Here is a 17803-nt window from a genome sequence, read left to right as displayed (position 1 = left end):
AACCATGATGGTCGCTTTTTTTAATTGATTATGAAAAAATAGACCAGTATATAGAAATATAGTCAAACCATGATTAAAGGAAGTGCAGACGTGGCATCAAGAGCAAAATCATCTTTCATTATAGTAACGTTTATTATGGCGTGTTTAAACTTACGACCTTCAATAGTCTCCGTAGGTCCGATATTAAAATCAATTAATCACACGCTTGGAATGAGTAGTAGCTTGTCTAGTTTACTGACATCCATTCCTGTATTTTGCATGGGTGCCTTTTCCCCCTTTGCCGTGAAAGCGAGACAACTATTTGGAAATGCAAGAGCTATATGGTTATCCTTATTTCTTATTGGTCTTTCTACCTTATTAAGACTCGTAACCATGTCATCAGCCTTTTTGTTGTTAATGGCATTACTTGTAGGTATAGGTATTGGTTTATCTGGCCCTTTATTGTCAGGTTTTGTTAAGCAACATTTTCCAAAACATACATCTGTCATGATCGGACTATACAGTGTTATGATGGCGATGGGAGCGGCCATAAGTTCAGGGTTTACGCCTTCGATACAAGCAGCAGCCCATGGTTCATGGCGAATGGCGCTGGCATCATGGACCATACTTGCTCTTATTGTGTTACCCATTTGGTGGTTTGTTATAGCAAGACATGAAAAAAAGCCGTTAAGAGAAGAACACCATATGGATAAATCATCAAAAGGACTCCCATTAAAAAGTAAAAGAGCCTGGATTTTCACTTTGTTTTTCGGAGTCGCATCGACTATTTTTTATACGTTAATGGCATGGATCGCTCCCATTTTAGTTGATATGGGATACAGTAAAAACTACGCTGCGTCTACCTTAACGTTATTTAATCTCGTACAAATTCCAGCCTCCTTGTTTATGCCTATATTGATAAAGAAATTATTTAGTCGCTTATTTTGGTTACTACTCGGATCATTCATGGAAATTGCGGGATTACTCATCCTAGCCTTCACATCCATGAGTCCTGTTATTGCTGCAGTCCTTATGGGTCTGGGTGTAGGTGGCTTATTTTCGTTAGCTTTATTTTTACCGATTGATGAAGTTGATGATCCTGATGAGGCAAATAGTTGGGCTGCGATGACCCAGTCTGGTGGGTATATTATTGCATCATTTGGTCCTTTTATAATCGGTTCGATATTAGATGTGACAGGGAGTACCCATTCGGCACTGTACGCCTTAATCATTGTAGGGATCATTCTTGTGGCTATCCAATTCATTATTGTATTAACGAAAAAAGAGGAGAAAAAACGATCTTTATTAATAAATATTAAATAAATAGTACAATAATAAGAAAGACGGCCTAGTGCCGTCATTTTTACCGTTTCTAAAGGGAGCAAAATGAGTTATAACTAGGATCTTTGCTATTTAAACAAACGTTTGATTAAAAAAATACTGCAATGTAACAATTTAAACCTCCTTCAACTGCATCTATAAGAGGTTGTTCAAAAAGTCACCAAATGATAAGCTTCATATTCAACCCACAAATTGTTATATTACTTTATGTGTGGTTCATGATTATACGTGTTTTGGTCTTGTTTATAGGGGTATGTAGATTTTATTAACACATGTATTAATCTATTGTCGGTTATACTAAAATGGTGTATAAATAACATACGCACGAATTTATACTTAAAATGATTTTATGAAGGTGTGTTTGATTTTAAATGGTTAAAAAATTAAAACGTCTTCTTATCGGAAGACCACTTAAGTCCAACGAACTTCAAGGCCAGAAATTGAACAAATTAAAAGCATTAGCGATTTTATCATCGGATGCTTTATCATCTATTGCGTATGGACCTGAGCAAATTTTAGTTGTTTTAATGGCAATAGGGGCAGCGGCACTATGGTATTCACTGCCGATTGCTTTAGGCGTTCTTATTTTATTAGTGGCTTTAATCTTGTCCTATCGCCAAATCATCTATTCATATCCACATGGCGGCGGGGCGTATATGGTAGCGAAAGAGAACCTAGGAATGAATTTTGGATTGATCGCTGGTGGCTCCTTGCTAATCGATTATATATTAACTGTCGCAGTTAGTGTATCAGCAGGGACAGATGCCATTACTTCAGCCTTTCCTGCTTTTCATCCATGGTCTGTATCGATTGCTGTTGTTATCGTTATTATTATTACTGTTCTTAACTTAAGAGGGCTGACCGAATCAGCCACATTTTTAGCTTATCCTGTCTATTTATTTATCATTGCTATTGTAGGATTAATTTTAGTAGGAATGTTTAGAGTATTAACAGGTCAAGTAACCCCAGAAGTAAACCATACATTCGGACAACCCGTTGCTGGGGTAGGATTATTTTTATTGTTAAAAGCTTTTTCATCCGGCTGTTCGGCACTAACAGGTGTTGAAGCCATTTCAAATGCTATTCCTAATTTCAAAGACCCAGCACCAAGAAATGCAGCACGTACCCTCATTATGATGGGGTGTATTTTAGGTTGTCTGTTTATTGGAAGTGTTCTCCTGGTTTATTGGTATGGGTTAGTCCCTATGGCAGATCAAACAATGTTATCTCAACTTGCAGAAAGCGTCTTTGGTCGGAATGTCTTTTATTACATTATTCAAGCCGTAACGGCGCTAATTTTAATTTTAGCTGCTAATACAGGTTACTCAGCCTTTCCACAGTTAGCCTTTAATTTGGCAAAAGATAAATACATGCCTCGTCCATTTACGGTTAGAGGAGATCGTTTAGGCTACTCTAATGGAATTATCACATTAGGTATTTTTTCAATTATATTAATTGTGATTTTTAGAGGGCAAACAGATCGTTTGATTCCGATCTACGCCGTTGGTGTTTTTATTCCATTTTCACTTTCTCAAACAGGGATGATTGTTAAATGGTTAAGGGAGAAACCAAAGGGTTGGGTGAATAAATTAATCACGAACCTGATCGGTGCCTTTATTTGTTATCTTATTTTAATTATATTTTACATTACGAAATTCCAAAGTGTCTGGATTACCTTAGTTTTTATTCCAATCGTTGTCTTTATTTTTCATAAGATTCATCAGCATTACCTTGCAGTGGCTGATCAACTTCGAATTGACTTTGCTCAGAAAATTCGAGATATTAAGGCGACAGATAATGTCATTGTTGTTCCGATTGCGGGTATTACAAAAGTGGTTGAACAATCTCTTGTTTACGCCAAATCACTTTCAGATAATGTCATTGCGGTGTATGTTGGACAAAGCCAAGAACAGATTGAGAAGATGGAGCGGGAATGGAAAGAATGGGATCCTGGAGTTCGCCTAGTCACCTTACATTCCTTATATCGAAGTATTGTGACTCCACTAAGTAAATTTATTGATACTGTGAAATGGAAAGCCGATAAAAATGGAGCAACTGTGACAGTGGTTATCCCGCAATTCTATACAAAAAAATGGTGGCAACGATTACTCCACAACCAATCTGGTGTGATGATCAGAGCAGTACTTGTACGTCATGCAAACATTGTTTTAGCAACCGTTCCATATAAATTTAAACGGTAAGATAGTCAATAAGCAGTGGATCTTAATTAAGATTCACTGCTTATTTTTTTCAAGCTATATAAATTAAAAAAGTGAAAAAAACAATAAAATTGTACTGAATCCCAAAAATTAGATTTTTAGGTCTAACTTTCGGGGTGCATATCAAATCTAAGTCTTTTTCGCCTTTTAAGTCTAGACTTTCTACTTTTCTACATGATGGGTCTCAAGGACAAAGTCTGCAAAGGCATGAACAATGGACATATCGAGAGTGTCCTTATAATAGATCATCCAAGTAGGTCTCAAAATGGGATTCCCTTTTTTATCGATCAAGTCAATTTTATGGATGTTATCCACATTTTCTACAATCATGCTTGGCACAATGGCATACCCAAGGCCGTTGAGTACCATTCCTTTACATGTATCCGCACGGTCTACTTCAATGTTAACACGGGGAGCAACAGCAAAGTTATCCGTCCACCAATTATCGATCATGGCACGTAATAAATAATCGGTGCGGTAATCAATCCGTGGCAAGTTTGGGAGGTCTTTAATATTAATTTTCTCTTTTGATACGATACAAAGCGTTTCTGAGAACAATAGATGTTTTTCCCCTTGCCAAGAATAATCGCCACGTACGATACCAATGTGTATGTCTTGATTATAGGCAAGTTGAACAATCTCTTTGCTCCAGTCGGTTGTCACTTTGAATTCAACCTTGGGATAATCTTCTTTAAACGCTTTTAACAATTGCGGTAATTTGTAGTGTGTAAAGGAATCAGAAACGCCAAGTCGTAGAGTTCCTACAACATCTTTCTCCATATTGGATACGTTTTCTTTAATTTTTTGGATATCTAATAAAATTTGGTTGGCGTGTTTGGCAACATACTCACCTTGAGGGGTAAATTGAACACCTCGTCGTCCCCGATTTACCAACACGACCCCGAGCTCTTTTTCAATTTGTTGTAGCCGATGTGTTAATGAGGGCTGGGAAATATATAAGCTCTGAGCCGTTTTTGTAATATTTTTCTTTTTATACAGGAGTTGAAGAATCAACCAATCTCGATCGTCCATACATTTACCTCCAAAGTAGTGCAATACGACATATGTATGCAAAGTTATTCTAAAACACAGTATACTATAAGTTCTTTCTTTATTTTAGAGTTTCCCTCGTTTTATCTCTATTTACTTACTATATTTGTAAAATTCTACTCACTAATTTGATTTTAAAATTTGTAACGAAAAGGCGATATATAAAGGTTTTATCAATTTATTGTTTTGTAATGGATAGTTTATTTTTATCAATTGGACGCCAGTTATTCAATTTTTCTATAAATAACAATGTACAATTAATATTTTACCTATACCTGATGATGTTTTATGATGGTTTATAGAAGGTGTAGAGGAAAGAAGGTAAATATGACGAATTTAACCCAACTTTTTCATAATCTGATTTTTATGCTGATTTGTAGTTTTGGTGGTTTAATTTTAGCTTTGACAGGTCTTTCTATTGGTTGGATGGTAGGTACTTTGTTATTGTCTGCCTTATTGTCCTTTTTGAACCCGCAATGGCTAAGAAAATTAAATCACAACCAACAGTCTCTCTTGAGCGGACGTTGGCTTCTGATAGGTCAATGTATATTGGGTATTCAGTTAGGGCATCAACTAAATCTTACGGTTCTTCAAACGTTTAAACACAATTGGTTTATTGTTTTCCTAGTTCTTATTCTTTCCATTATTCTCTCCTTACTTTCTGGATTTGTTCTATGGAAATTTGCAAAAACCGATTTATTGACAGGTCTGTTTGGAACGACGCCTGGCGGATTGTCGGCCATGTCTAGTATAGCTAGTGAGGTAGGCGCCAACCCTGCGATTGTCAGTGTCATTCAAAGTATGCGTGTCATCTTAGTTGTTAGTACCATCCCTGTCCTTGTTTCATTGTTACCTGTCGGGTTAGGTAGCAGTGCGGGAGTACAAACAACGCAGATGACTGTTATCAATCTTGAGGCATTCATATGGACTGCAATCCTGGTTATCGTTTCTTATTTATGTGTCACTCTCGGTAGACACTTCCATTTACCTGCTCCAGCGATACTAGGGAGTATGATCGGAGCGGCATTGATACAAGTGACTGGCAGTTCACTGATGCATCACGATCTTGCTATTGTTTGGCCGCATTGGCTTATCATTTTGTCACAAATTTTTATTGGATCTAGTATTGGCTCTAAAATTAATAAGAGGATGTTTCAAGGAATCACACGTGTCCTTATTTTCGGGCTTATTGGTTCGGTTGGGCTTATTTTGGCGATGTTATTATGTGCGTGGATCGTTTCTCTTTTAACTAGCATCACTTTCTTGACCTCTATTTTAGCTTTTGCACCTGGTGGGGTCGCTGAAATGGCCACAACAGCCGTTGTACTGCACGCCGATTCTGCTTTTGTTGTCGGTGTTCAAGTCATTCGAATGATGACGATCTTTATTATTATGCCCCCTCTCATTAACTTTATCGGAAAGTCTCATGTGAAGAGGGAGACGAGGATACACGTTAATTAATCTAGGTCCTTTAGGTGGATGAATGAGATATTCCAAAAGTAATAGTACGTTTAAAGGTTAATATTACAGTCAATGCTTTGAAGATGAAAAATTCATAAGAAAAAGTATTTCACGGTTCCATTGTTGGAAGATGAGTAACTAAAATTAAAGCATCCATATTCAGTGAAGTGATGGATGCTTTATGTTTCGGTTACCTCCAAAATGATCACTCCGATCCCCGTTATGTTTCTTTAGTTAAGTATAAAAAAGAGAAAATATGTAACAAATAATAGCTAGACATACAAAAAGATTCCTATCTATAGTAACATGAAAGGACAATTAAAAAATATTAGTTTCATGACTATTAACATACAGGTAATGGTTTACTTGAAATAATAAGGATAAAGGGAGGAGAGATACTCATGAAAACGATTTGTGTTTTTGCTGGATCTAATTTAGGTACCAATAAGGAATACAAACAAGGGGCCATAAAATTAGGTGAAGCGATCGTTGAGCATGGATGTCGCTTAGTCTATGGAGGGTCCCGCTTAGGGCTCATGGGAGAAGTAGCTAATTCTGTGTTGTCTCATGGAGGAGAAGCCATTGGTGTCATGCCAAAAGGATTATTTAGAGGTGAAGTGGTCCATCAAAATTTAACAGAGTTAGTTGAGGCTCATAGTATGCATGATCGTAAAGCAAAAATGAGTGAACTTGCAGATGGTTTTATCGCCTTACCGGGAGGCATTGGCACCTTTGAAGAAGTATTTGAACAGCTTTGTTGGGCTCAGATCGGTATTCATAAAAAACCAATCGGACTTTGCAATTTTGAAGGATTCTATGATCCACTCATTCAATTAATTGATCATAGCATTAAGCATGAATTTTCTAATCCATCGAATCGTCAATTAATGATCTCGTCAAGTGATCCAAAAGAATTGATTACAAAAATGGAAAAATATGAACCGCCTATCATGGGGAATAAATGGAGACAGCTTGATGATTTAAGTGTAAAATGAATGAACAAAAAGGGTCCTTTATGAACCGAAGCCGATACATCTCATGACTAAAGGTACGAGTGTTCTCGGTTGGTTCAAAAGAAAAAGAACTTTTATGCAGCATAGGGAGGGAATAATATGTCGGAAACAAATTATCAATTAGCCACATTCGCTGGAGGATGTTTCTGGTGTATGGTGAAACCATTTGATACATTACCTGGCGTTAAAAGTGTGATCTCGGGTTACTCAGGGGGAACAATCGTTAATCCTACATATGAGCAAGTAAAAACAGGAACGACAGGTCATATGGAGGTTGTTCAAATTACCTATGATCCATCTCTCATGTCATACAAAACCTTACTTGACTACTATTGGCCAATGATCGATCCAACGGATGATGGTGGACAATTTGATGACCGTGGTTCAAATTATCTAACGGCCATATTCTATCACAATGAAGAACAAAGGCAACTAGCTGAAGCCTCAAAAAAAGCGATTGAAGACAGTGGCGTTTGGAAAAAACCGATAGCAACAAAAATTTTACCAGCAAAACCTTTTTATCCTGCCGAAGACTATCACCAAGATTTTTATAAAAAGAATCCTGAACATCATGCCAAAGACTTTGAAGAGTCAGGCAGGGCACAATTTATTAGAGAACATAGCGTAAATGTAAAATGAGAGAGACTTTACTAAAATAGATCAAAGAAAAGAACTCCGAGGAAAATTTCGGAGTTCTTTTTGAATATCGTCTATCTATCAATCTAACGTTCCCGTTTGCTTTTTGTTTTTGATTTCTTTCGCATATGTCTGACCCCAATCACGCATTTTAGAGTGATTGGTGATAACGCTGCGCACGGCTCATGAAAAAGTTGAATCAAATCAAATGATAGGGAAACTGGTCGTTGTAGAATAACGATAAAATAAAATGGGGCAGGAGTCTAAACAATAGATTCCTGCCCCATTTTAGTTTTAAGCTTTCCAATCAATTTCAGTTTGATAAGGAATAGGATCAACGAGTCCCGCTTCTTTGAACCCTTTTATACGGAGTCTACAACTATCGCAGGTCCCACAAGCCTCTTCTTCGCCGTTATAACAAGAGGTTGTTAAATGATAAGGAACCTCGAGTTTTGTTCCAAGTTCGACGGTTTCACTTTTAGTAAGATGCATGAGGGGGGCCTTGATCGTTAGAGCCTGTTCAGTAACCCCTGTTTTAGTGGCTAAATTAATGGTCTTATTCATGCTTTCAATAAACTCAGGCCGACAGTCAGGATAGCCACTATAATCAACGGATGAGACCCCTATAAAAATAGCTTCGGCTCCGGTAACTTCGGCATAAGCTGAAGCAAGAGAGAGGAAAATCATGTTTCGTGCGGGTACATAAGTTGCTGGAATACCGTCTTCCACTCCATCACTTGGTACATCGATATTGGAGTCTGTTAAGGCACTACCGCCAATTTGCTTAAAAAAATTGATGTCAACAATTTGATGATGTTTAACATTAAAATAATCAGCCACTTTTTTAGCTTGTTCGACTTCCCGATCATGACGCTGACCATAACTAAATGTGATTGGATATAGATCATAGCCTTCATTTTTGGCTATTCCCATACAGGTCGTACTATCTAATCCTCCGCTCAAAACAATCACTGCTTTTTTCATTGTTATACTCCTCTCTGATTTGGATCCCAAATCACTTTGTGTAGTTGCATACTAATTTTGGCATTTGGTAATGGCTCGTTCAGGACCAATTCAACAAGATGACGAGGTTTCATTGTCTCCCAGACAGGACTAAGGAGGACTTGACCTTCTTTATGGTTGCGTTTAAGAACTTGCTTGGTTTGTTCAAAATCTTCTTCCGTACCAATGACAAATTTGATTTCATCTTTTGATTTTAATAGATCAAAATTGTTTGCGATCATTTTGTGTGTTTCGCCGGAAGCGGCTAATTTATAATCCATGATGAATCGCATTTTCTTCATTAAATAGGGGTCGCTCTCTCTCAATCGAGAAAAAGGAGTAAGGTCAATCGCCCCGTTTGTTTCAATATGGATATCCACAATATGATCGAGCTCTGCCATGGCTTTGATTAAAGCTGCAGACTTTTCTCTGTGAATCAGGGGTTCACCACCCGTAAAACAGATTCGTTTACTTGAGAAGGCAGAAATTTTTTCGATAATTTCATCAATCGTGGCTTCAAAGACTGGCTTGGCTGGAGCAAAACTATAAGTTGTATCACACCACTTACAACGCAAGTTACAATGAAAGCTACGAACAAAAACAGTAGGGAACCCCTGTCCCATACCTTCTCCTTCAATCGTTTCAAAGATTTCCACCATTGGCAGTTTCCAATTTCCATAGACCTCGCGGCTAGGTAGGTTAAAAGCTTGGATCGTCTTCATTCGTCGATCATCCATTCTCGATGTAATGTAGCTGAACTTGTTGGCGTTTCAAATAAAGTGAGTGTTTCCAGTCGATGGCCCGCTTCTGTGAGACCTCGTTTCACCATTTCTTCCTCTATTTGCTCCCAAATCCAAACGATCATATTTTCAGCCGTGGTATTCATCGATGGCAGAACGTCATTTAAATATTTGTGGTCAAGACGAGATTTAATAACGGATTGAAAAATATCTTTAATCTCACCAAAGTCGACAGCCATACCAATCTCATTCAGAAAACCACTGATGGTAATATGTAACTGATACGTATGACCATGAAGATTTTTACATTTTCCTTCATACATCTCAAGTTTATGGGCGGCATCGAAGGTGAATGTTTTTGTCACAGCAACACGCTTTTGATGGTATCTGAGTGATGTTACGTTGTTTTTACTTGATGACAAGAGATAGCCTCCTAAATGAGAGCGCAAAAAACTCTCCTAGAGAATAGGAGAGTCCATGAAAAAGAAAGCTCGCACATAATTGCGGCTTATCATTTAAATGCTAGACGCTCCCTAGTTTTGTTTTTAGAGGGGCGGGAATTTCGAACCCTCTTTTTCTATAAGTTTATTATAACAAAATTAGAAAATATACGAAATACGTATTAATTTAATACTATATTTCAAATATTTTTTCTTTACCCCTTGAAAAATAGCCTGAATTATTGTAATGTTAGTAAACAACAGAATCGAAATCGAAATTTCTTATCGAGAGAGGTTGAGGGACTGGCCCTATGACACCTCAGCAACCGCCATGATGATTGGTAAGGTGCTAACTCCAGCAAGTTCACAAACGACTTGGGGGATAAGAGGAAACCTGAAATTAAGGCCTTCTTCTTATGAAGAAGGCTTTTTATGTGGCTTAAAGATAATAGCCATACCTCACCCAAAAAAAGATAAAAAACAGAAGGAATGATAACATGTCATCATTTAAGTCAGAAACTAAATTTGCGCAAATTGGAAATCGTTTTGATGTATTAGGAGCTGTTAATACGCCAATATATTTCTCTTCCGCTTATCGTCACACGGAGCTTGGTCACGGAAAAGGCTCTGGTTATGATTATATACGTACCGGAAATCCCACTCGCTCAGTTCTTGAGAGAGCTATTGCAGATATAGAACATGGGGATAGGGGGTTTGCCTGTTCATCCGGAATGAGTGCCATTCAATTAGTTTTATCCCTCTTTTCTTCAGGTGACCATATCATCTCATCAAGAGATCTCTACGGTGGTACATACCGTATTTTTGAATTTCTGTCCGACAAATATTCTGTTTCATTTGATTATTGGGACGGAGAAGAACTCGATGATCTTGAATCTCTCATTCGTTCTTCAACAAAAGCCATTTTTATTGAAACACCCACAAATCCTTTGATGAAAGAGACGGATATTGAAAAAGTTTCGGCATTAGCTAAAAAATATCACTTACTTGTTATTGTTGATAATACGTTCTACACGCCTTTTCTTCAAAAACCGATTGATCAAGGAGCAGACATTGTTATTCATAGCGCGACTAAATATTTGGGTGGACATAATGACCTTTTAGCTGGGCTTGTAGTATCAAAAGGAGAAGAGATATCAGAAAAGTTGGATTTATATCATAACGCAAGTGGGGTTGTTTTATCTCCGTTTGACTCATGGTTACTTATACGAGGGATGAAGACACTTCCTCTACGGATGAGACAGCATGAAGCAAATGCGAAATGTATTTTTAGTTATCTTTCAGACCATCCACAAGTAAAAAACGTTTTTTACCCAGGGAAAGGTGGCATGCTTAGTTTTGAACTTGAAAAAGAGTCTCTTGTGACACCATTTCTCCAAGCTTTGAAATTAATTACTTTTGCTGAAAGTCTCGGAGGCGTTGAGAGCCTTATAACGTATCCTGCGACCCAAACACATGCGGACATTCCACAAGAACTACGAGAAAGATATGGTTTGTCCAATTGTTTATTACGTTTATCTGTTGGAATTGAACACGAAGACGATTTGGTCAATGATCTTGAACAAGCGTTTAAAACCATAAATAAAGATGTTTTTGTTCACGATTAAAAATATAAAGAAGAGATAAAGAGAAGTTGGTGGATAGGAGAGAGAAAATGTCTAATTTATTAGGAGCATTAAAAGAAAGAATTTTAATTGGTGACGGTGCAATGGGGACATTCCTCTATTCATTTGGGATAGATCGTTGTTTTGAAGAATTGAATCTGACGCATAGCGAGGATGTCAAACATGTTCACGAAGCTTATATACAATCTGGATCGGATCTGATTCAAACCAACACCTATGGAGCGAATTATATCAAGCTTTCAAGATATGGTTTAGAGGACGACGTAAGAAAAATAAACACACAAGCAGTGAAAATTGCAAGAGATGCAGCGAAGGATAAAGCTTTTGTTATCGGAACAATTGGCGGAGTAAGAGGATTCAAAAAACAAACCTTAACCTTAGAAGATATTAAAAGAAGTTTTCGAGAACAATTGTATTGTCTTTTATTAGCAGGGGTCGATGGTCTTCTGCTTGAAACGTATTATGATTTTGAAGAACTGAAAACGGTTCTTGATATTGCGAGAAGAGAAACGGACCTTCCGATTATTTCACATGTCACCATGCATGAGCCGGGTACATTGCAAAATGGCATGTCTCTAAATGAGGCACTCCATCATCTTGCGGACCATGGGGCAAATGTTGTCGGAACGAATTGTAGACTAGGACCTTATCATATGATCCAGGCACTAGAAAATGTAGCCTTGCCAAAGAATGCCTACTTATCAGCCTATCCAAATGCTAGTCTTCCAGATTATGAGGATGGGAAACTCGTCTATCAAACAGAACCCGACTATTTTAAGAAATATGCTGTTGATTTTCGCAATGAAGGGGTTAGATTACTCGGTGGTTGTTGTGGAACGACACCCGAACAAATTAGAGCATTTAAAGAAGGAGTTCAGTCATTAGAACCCATCCAAGAGAAGAAAGTTAAAGTGAAAGTTGAAACGATTGAGCTTGAAAAGTCACCATCGGACACAACTCTGTTCTCTAAAATAAAAAATGGCCGATCTCTTATTGTTGAGTTTGATGCACCAAGACACTTAGACACTAAAGTATTCTTTGATGGATCACGAGCACTAAAAGAAGCAGGAGCTGATGCGGTCACATTAGCTGACAACTCACTTGCTTCACCGAGAATCAGTAATGCGGCCATCGCCACGAAGCTCCAAAATGAATATGACGTACCAACTTTGGTTCATTTGACGTGTCGTGACCGTAATCTCATTGGATTGCAGTCCCATCTCATGGGACTTCATATTCTTGGTCTGCATGATATACTAGCTGTGACAGGCGATCCAACAAAAATTGGTGATTTTCCTGGTGCAACCTCTGTATACGATGTCTCATCGATTCAACTCATTGAATTAATTAAGCAATTTAATGAAGGAGTCTCTTTTTCTGGAAAAAGTCTGAAAGGAAGGACGTCTTTCCGGGTTGCGGCTGCTTTTAATCCAAATGTTCGAAATCTTGACCGTGCTGTCGCGAGAATGGAGAGAAAGATAGCGAGTGGAGCGGATTATTTTATCACTCAGCCTATATTTGATCCAAACCGTATTGTAGAACTTAGTGAAGCGACCCAACACATTAAAGCACCTATTTTTGTAGGACTTATGCCGCTCACTTCTTCCCGAAATGCGGAATTCTTGCATAATGAGGTGCCAGGTATTCAGTTGACCGATCAGGCTAGAGAAATCATGGCAAAGGTAGCTGGAAATAAAGAACAATCTGCCATAGAAGGTGTTCAAATTGCTAAAGAACTTATTGATGTTGCCATGGAGCATTTTAAAGGAACTTACCTCATAACGCCCATGATGCGTTATGATATGACCGTTGAATTAACTAAATATGTACGTACTAAGGAAAGTCATCAAGGAGGAGTCTCACGTGCCAACACATTCGCTTAAAGAACAACTAGACAAAAGAATACTCATCTTAGATGGTGCGATGGGAACCATGATCCAAGCGGCTAATCTATCAGCCGATGATTTTGGTGGAGAGCAATATGAAGGATGTAATGAGTATTTAAATCTAACAGCACCGGAGGTTATTGACCGTATTCATCGCGGGTATCTTGAAGCTGGAGCAGATATAATAGAAACCAATACATTTGGAGGGGCGAGAATTGTCTTAGATGACTATGATCTCGGTTCAAAGGTTGAAGAAATTAACATGGCTGCCGTGGCAATAGCAAAAGCTGCCGTGGAGGATTTTTCGACTCCCGATCATCCTAGATTCGTAGCAGGGGCGATGGGACCTACCACCAAAACCTTGTCAGTTACAGGTGGAACCACTTTTGATGCCATGCAAGCGGCATACAAAGAACAAGCTCAGGCCTTAATTAAAGGCGGAGTAGATGTACTACTCTTAGAAACTTGCCAAGATATGTTAAATATCAAAGCGGCTTATCAAGGTATTTCTGAAGCTTTTGAAGCACTAAAGACGAAACTCCCCATCATTGTTTCGGGAACTATAGAGCCGATGGGAACAACACTTGCTGGTCAAGCTATTGAATCTTTCTATATTTCTGTTGAACATCTAAATCCAATAGCAGTGGGACTAAACTGTGCAACAGGTCCAGAATTTATGACTGATCACTTAAGGACCTTAGCTTCACTTTCAACAGCCTATGTCAGTTGTTACCCAAATGCTGGTCTTCCTGATGAAGAAGGGCATTATCATGAATCTCCGGAATCTCTAGCAAAGAAGGTTGAAGGTTTTGCTGAAAAGGGCTGGGTTAATATTGTCGGTGGTTGTTGCGGGACGACACCAGACCATATTCGTGCCCTCAGAGACGTGATTGAGAAATATCCGCCTAGACAACCTGAATCAACACATGCGCATGCCGTTTCTGGCATTGATGCGATTATTTACGATGATCCTTCCATGCGTCCAATTCTTGTCGGGGAACGTACAAATGTCATAGGATCTCGAAAATTTAAACGGCTCATCGTTGAAGGAAAATATGAAGAGGCATCCGAAATAGCCAGAGCACAAGTCAAAGGCGGAGCGCAGGTTATCGATGTCTGTCTTGCCAACCCCGATCGTGATGAAAAAGAAGATATGGAGAAGTTTCTTTCCTTTGTAACAAAAAAAGTGAAGGCGCCGTTTGTCATTGATTCAACAGATCGAGAAGTCACAGAAGCTGCGTTAAAATATTGCCAAGGAAAAGCAATCATTAATTCTATCAACTTAGAAGATGGAGAAAAACGTTTTGAGGAAATCATTCCATTAGTCAAACAGTATGGTGCAGCGATCGTGGTTGGAACAATTGATGAAGATGGGATGGGTGTTACAGCAGATAAAAAGCTTGAGATAGCGAGACGATCTTGGAATCTGCTTGTAAATAAATACAAAATCAATCCTCAGGATATTATCTTCGATCCACTCGTATTCCCAGTAGGAACAGGAGATAAGCAATATATTGGTGCGGCAGAGGCAACCATTACCGGAATAAAAAAAATCAAAGAAGCCTTTCCGATGAGTCAATTGATTCTTGGTATAAGTAATGTATCATTTGGACTGCCACCACTTGGAAGAGAAATTTTGAATGCCGTTTTTCTTTATCATTGTACGAAAGCCGGACTTGATTATGCCATTGTAAATACAGAAAAACTAGAGCGTTTTGCTTCGATAAGTGAGGAAGAAATCAAGCTCGCTGATGACCTTCTGTTTCGTACTTCGGATCAAACATTAGCAGATTTTACGGCTTTTTATCGGGGGAAAAAGAAAGAAAACAAACAACCGCTTGAATCGTTAAGCTTAGAAGAACGATTGGCACATTATGTTGTTGAAGGAACAAAAGAAGGACTAGTTAAAGATTTATCAGAAGCATTAGAGAAATATCCAACTCCCTTAGCTATTATAAATGGACCTCTGATGGATGGCATGGCTGAAGTCGGACGCCTATTCAATGATAATCAATTAATCGTCGCTGAGGTTCTCCAGAGTGCAGAAGTGATGAAAGCTTCGGTGTCGTTTTTAGAACCTCATATGGATAAGAATGAAACAGACCATTCAAAAGGCAAAGTGGTCCTTGCTACGGTTAAAGGTGATGTTCATGACATAGGTAAAAATCTAGTGGAAATTATCCTCTCTAATAACGGGTTTAAAGTGGTTGACTTAGGGATTAAAGTCACACCATCTTCTCTTATTGAAGCCATTAAAAAAGAGAACCCGCAAATTATTGGTCTTTCCGGTTTGCTTGTTAAATCAGCTCAGCAAATGATGCTAACGGCTCAAGATCTACATCAAGCCAATATTTCTATCCCTATTTTAGTTGGAGGGGCCGCACTCACGCGTAAATTTACGTTAAATAAAATCAAACCTGAATACGAAGGTCTCGTCCTTTACGCAAAAGATGCGATGGAAGGGTTATCTCTTTCTAATCAGATCATGGATCAAGACAAAAAAGAATTATTAATGAAGGGGCAACTTGAACAACTTGATAAACTTAGTCAAGCTGTAGAAAAAGCGCCCGTTTCGCAGAGTGTTGCCGTTGCTGAAAAACCTAAATCAACGGTTTCGAAAGACGTTGAACGTTATACGCCGCCCGATTTCGAAAGACACATTCTAAGGGACATTAATGTTGCACAAATTGAACCTTATATTAATATGCAAATGCTGATAGGGCATCACTTGGGACTTAAAGGTAAAGTATCGCGTTTATTAGAGGAACGAGATGAAAGAACGCTTCATTTAAAAGATATGGTAGATTCTTTATTACACCAGGCAAAGCATGAAGGCATATTGAAACCTTCAGCTATGTATCAATTTTTCCCAGCGCAGTCAGATGGAGATGACATTATCATCTATGATCCTAAGGATAATAATCGGGTGATCGAACGTTTCCATTTTCCACGCCAAGAGAAGGCACCCTATCTATGCTTAGCAGATTATATATGTTCTGTAGATAGTGGTCAGATCGACTCAATTGGTTTCTTTGCCGTAACGAGTGGAAAAGGTATAAGAGAAAGGTCTGTAAAATTAAAAGAAGAGGGTCAATATCTAGAAAGTCATGCTCTGCAAGCTTTGGCTCTCGAAACGGCAGAAGGTTTAGCAGAGCGGGTTCACCAATTAATGAGAGATAGATGGGGATTCCCTGATCCAACGGACTTCACGATGCAAGAAAGATTTACTGCAAAATATCAAGGACAACGCTACTCTTTTGGATATCCTGCTTGTCCTAACCTTGAAGATCAAGAAAAACTCTTCAAATTAATTCGCCCAGAAGATATCGGAATTCAATTAACCGATGGATGGATGATGGAACCTGAGGCATCGGTCACAGCATTAGTCGTGACGCATCCTGAAGCTCGTTATTTTAATGTGCAGTGAGAGCAACAATTATGAGATAACCAGAATGAGAGCACATACAAAGAGAGCCAATCATTGATGATTGGCTCTCTGTTATTGTGCGTCAAATTTCGACACAACTCGGGGGGTGACAGGCACTCCTAAAAGGATTCTATCTTTACTTTCTCAACATGATTATTTGATTGTATCTCAGCATAAATGGATTCAATTTCAATCCCTTGGTGGGCTTTGCATAACATTTTGACTTCATGTCCCTCTGATACTTGCTTAATACCAATATTTGAAATATCAATGTCTTGATTAGAAATGTTGTCAATAACTTTACCAATATCAGAGACACCCAAGACCGTTGTTGTGATAGTAAGGGAAGTGAGACGTTTTCTTTTTATACCGAATTTTTTCCTAACATAAGGAATGATATCAATGCTCATTATAATTAAGATGATTCCAAAAAGAGATGGAATGTAATATCCTGCTCCAATACATAATCCTAAACCAGCTGCAGCCCATACGATCGAAGCGGTTGTCAAACCAGATACAATTTCATTTCCACGTCTTAAAATGACCCCGGCTCCTAGAAAACCAATGCCGCTCACGATTTGTGCAGGTAATCGCATGGGATCTGCAAAGGGTCTGAGAGTACCTTTATTTGTTTCAATCGCAGCCTCTAGTGAAACGATCGTTAAGAGACAGCTTGTTATGGAGATGACAAGACAAGTTTTTATACCTAAAGGCTTTTGTTTCATTTCTCGCTCAAAACCGAGTATGATACCAACAATAGCTGAACAGCAAAGTTTAAATAAAACAGTTGTTTCCAGGGTTAGTCCCTCCTTTTCTAAGATGTTTGACACGTAAATAGGGTCTTAACAAATTTAATTAAATAATGATAGATTGTAAGAATTTAAGGGCAACAATCATATTATTAAATGTACCCAAGTTTTAGATAATATAAATATTATATGATTCAAGGCGATTGATCAAACCGGG

General features: G+C 38.3%; 13 protein-coding genes and 1 riboswitch. Of the genes, 8 read left to right on the top strand and 5 right to left on the bottom strand.

Translation table 11 applies throughout. The annotated features are described in order from the left end of the window. Window positions 1-69: 69 nt before the first annotated feature. The gene (locus GMB86_RS14625; protein ID WP_155221162.1) at window positions 70-1302 is read left to right on the top strand and encodes an MFS transporter; all 1233 of its coding nucleotides are present in this window, start codon (window positions 70-72) and stop codon (window positions 1300-1302) included. 389 nt (window positions 1303-1691) lie between these two features. Continuing rightward, window positions 1692-3521, top strand: a complete 1830-nt coding sequence (locus GMB86_RS14620) for an APC family permease (protein ID WP_155221160.1) — start codon at window positions 1692-1694, stop codon at window positions 3519-3521. A 180-nt stretch (window positions 3522-3701) separates the two neighbouring features. Here GMB86_RS14620 and GMB86_RS14615 read toward each other — a convergent pair whose 3' ends face one another. After that, a complete protein-coding gene (locus GMB86_RS14615) occupies window positions 3702-4571 on the bottom strand; it encodes a LysR family transcriptional regulator (protein WP_155221158.1) in 870 nt (289 codons plus the stop codon). A 345-nt stretch (window positions 4572-4916) separates the two neighbouring features. On the opposite strand from GMB86_RS14615, the gene GMB86_RS14610 reads away from it, so the two are divergent. The 3 genes from GMB86_RS14610 to msrA all read left to right on the top strand — a co-directional run bounded on the left by GMB86_RS14610 (window position 4917) and on the right by msrA (window position 7702). Beyond that, window positions 4917-6050, top strand: coding sequence for an AbrB family transcriptional regulator (locus tag GMB86_RS14610; RefSeq protein WP_155221157.1), 1134 nt, complete (start codon window positions 4917-4919; stop codon window positions 6048-6050). A 401-nt stretch (window positions 6051-6451) separates the two neighbouring features. Then, window positions 6452-7045, top strand: coding sequence for an LOG family protein (locus tag GMB86_RS14605; RefSeq protein WP_155221156.1), 594 nt, complete (start codon window positions 6452-6454; stop codon window positions 7043-7045). Between the two features lie 117 nt (window positions 7046-7162). Further along, the gene (msrA, locus tag GMB86_RS14600) at window positions 7163-7702 is read left to right on the top strand and encodes a peptide-methionine (S)-S-oxide reductase MsrA (RefSeq protein WP_155221154.1); all 540 of its coding nucleotides are present in this window, start codon (window positions 7163-7165) and stop codon (window positions 7700-7702) included. A 291-nt stretch (window positions 7703-7993) separates the two neighbouring features. Here the strand turns inward: msrA and queC are convergent, their stop codons facing one another. The 3 genes from queC to queD are packed head-to-tail and all read right to left on the bottom strand — an operon-like array spanning window position 7994 to window position 9890. Beyond that, window positions 7994-8683, bottom strand: a complete 690-nt coding sequence (gene queC / locus GMB86_RS14595; protein WP_155221152.1) for a 7-cyano-7-deazaguanine synthase QueC — start codon at window positions 8681-8683, stop codon at window positions 7994-7996. 2 nt (window positions 8684-8685) lie between these two features. Beyond that, complete coding sequence (locus GMB86_RS14590; protein ID WP_155221150.1) at window positions 8686-9423, bottom strand: 7-carboxy-7-deazaguanine synthase QueE; 738 nt, start codon at window positions 9421-9423, stop codon at window positions 8686-8688. Then, a complete protein-coding gene (gene queD / locus GMB86_RS14585) occupies window positions 9420-9890 on the bottom strand; it encodes a 6-carboxytetrahydropterin synthase QueD (protein ID WP_408033848.1) in 471 nt (156 codons plus the stop codon). The genes GMB86_RS14590 and queD overlap by 4 nt, the downstream gene beginning before the upstream one ends. Before the next feature lie 270 nt (window positions 9891-10160). Next, window positions 10161-10270: riboswitch (SAM riboswitch) on the top strand. A gap of 108 nt (window positions 10271-10378) precedes the next feature. Between queD and GMB86_RS14580 the strand changes: the two genes are divergently transcribed. Genes GMB86_RS14580 through metH form a run of 3 tightly spaced genes read left to right on the top strand, consistent with a single transcriptional unit; the run spans window position 10379 to window position 16837 of the window. Next, window positions 10379-11506, top strand: a complete 1128-nt coding sequence (locus GMB86_RS14580) for a methionine biosynthesis PLP-dependent protein (protein ID WP_155221148.1) — start codon at window positions 10379-10381, stop codon at window positions 11504-11506. 47 nt (window positions 11507-11553) lie between these two features. Then, window positions 11554-13407 (top strand): bifunctional homocysteine S-methyltransferase/methylenetetrahydrofolate reductase, encoded by a 1854-nt coding sequence (locus GMB86_RS14575; protein ID WP_155221146.1) that lies wholly within the window; start codon window positions 11554-11556, stop codon window positions 13405-13407. Between the two features lie 40 nt (window positions 13408-13447). Further along, window positions 13448-16837, top strand: a complete 3390-nt coding sequence (gene metH, locus GMB86_RS14570; protein WP_230459138.1) for a methionine synthase — start codon at window positions 13448-13450, stop codon at window positions 16835-16837. 119 nt (window positions 16838-16956) lie between these two features. Here metH and GMB86_RS14565 read toward each other — a convergent pair whose 3' ends face one another. After that, window positions 16957-17667, bottom strand: a complete 711-nt coding sequence (locus GMB86_RS14565) for an MgtC/SapB family protein (protein ID WP_329602957.1) — start codon at window positions 17665-17667, stop codon at window positions 16957-16959. Between the last annotated feature and the right edge of the window lie 136 nt (window positions 17668-17803).

It is taken from the genome of Terrilactibacillus tamarindi, from assembly GCF_009718825.1.
GTDB lineage: Bacteria > Bacillota > Bacilli > Bacillales > Sporolactobacillaceae > Terrilactibacillus > Terrilactibacillus tamarindi.
Note: the sequence above shows the minus strand (reverse complement) of the source record. Positions and strands in the feature narration are given on the sequence as shown.

Coding starts and splice junctions, on each gene's coding strand:
- GMB86_RS14625 (WP_155221162.1), top strand. CDS start 70: ATGATTAAAGGAAGTGCAGACGTGGCATCAAGAGCAAAATCATCTTTC.
- GMB86_RS14620 (WP_155221160.1), top strand. CDS start 1,692: ATGGTTAAAAAATTAAAACGTCTTCTTATCGGAAGACCACTTAAGTCC.
- GMB86_RS14615 (WP_155221158.1), bottom strand. CDS start 4,571: ATGGACGATCGAGATTGGTTGATTCTTCAACTCCTGTATAAAAAGAAA.
- GMB86_RS14610 (WP_155221157.1), top strand. CDS start 4,917: ATGACGAATTTAACCCAACTTTTTCATAATCTGATTTTTATGCTGATT.
- GMB86_RS14605 (WP_155221156.1), top strand. CDS start 6,452: ATGAAAACGATTTGTGTTTTTGCTGGATCTAATTTAGGTACCAATAAG.
- msrA (WP_155221154.1), top strand. CDS start 7,163: ATGTCGGAAACAAATTATCAATTAGCCACATTCGCTGGAGGATGTTTC.
- queC (WP_155221152.1), bottom strand. CDS start 8,683: ATGAAAAAAGCAGTGATTGTTTTGAGCGGAGGATTAGATAGTACGACC.
- GMB86_RS14590 (WP_155221150.1), bottom strand. CDS start 9,423: ATGAAGACGATCCAAGCTTTTAACCTACCTAGCCGCGAGGTCTATGGA.
- GMB86_RS14580 (WP_155221148.1), top strand. CDS start 10,379: ATGTCATCATTTAAGTCAGAAACTAAATTTGCGCAAATTGGAAATCGT.
- GMB86_RS14575 (WP_155221146.1), top strand. CDS start 11,554: ATGTCTAATTTATTAGGAGCATTAAAAGAAAGAATTTTAATTGGTGAC.
- metH (WP_230459138.1), top strand. CDS start 13,448: ATGGGAACCATGATCCAAGCGGCTAATCTATCAGCCGATGATTTTGGT.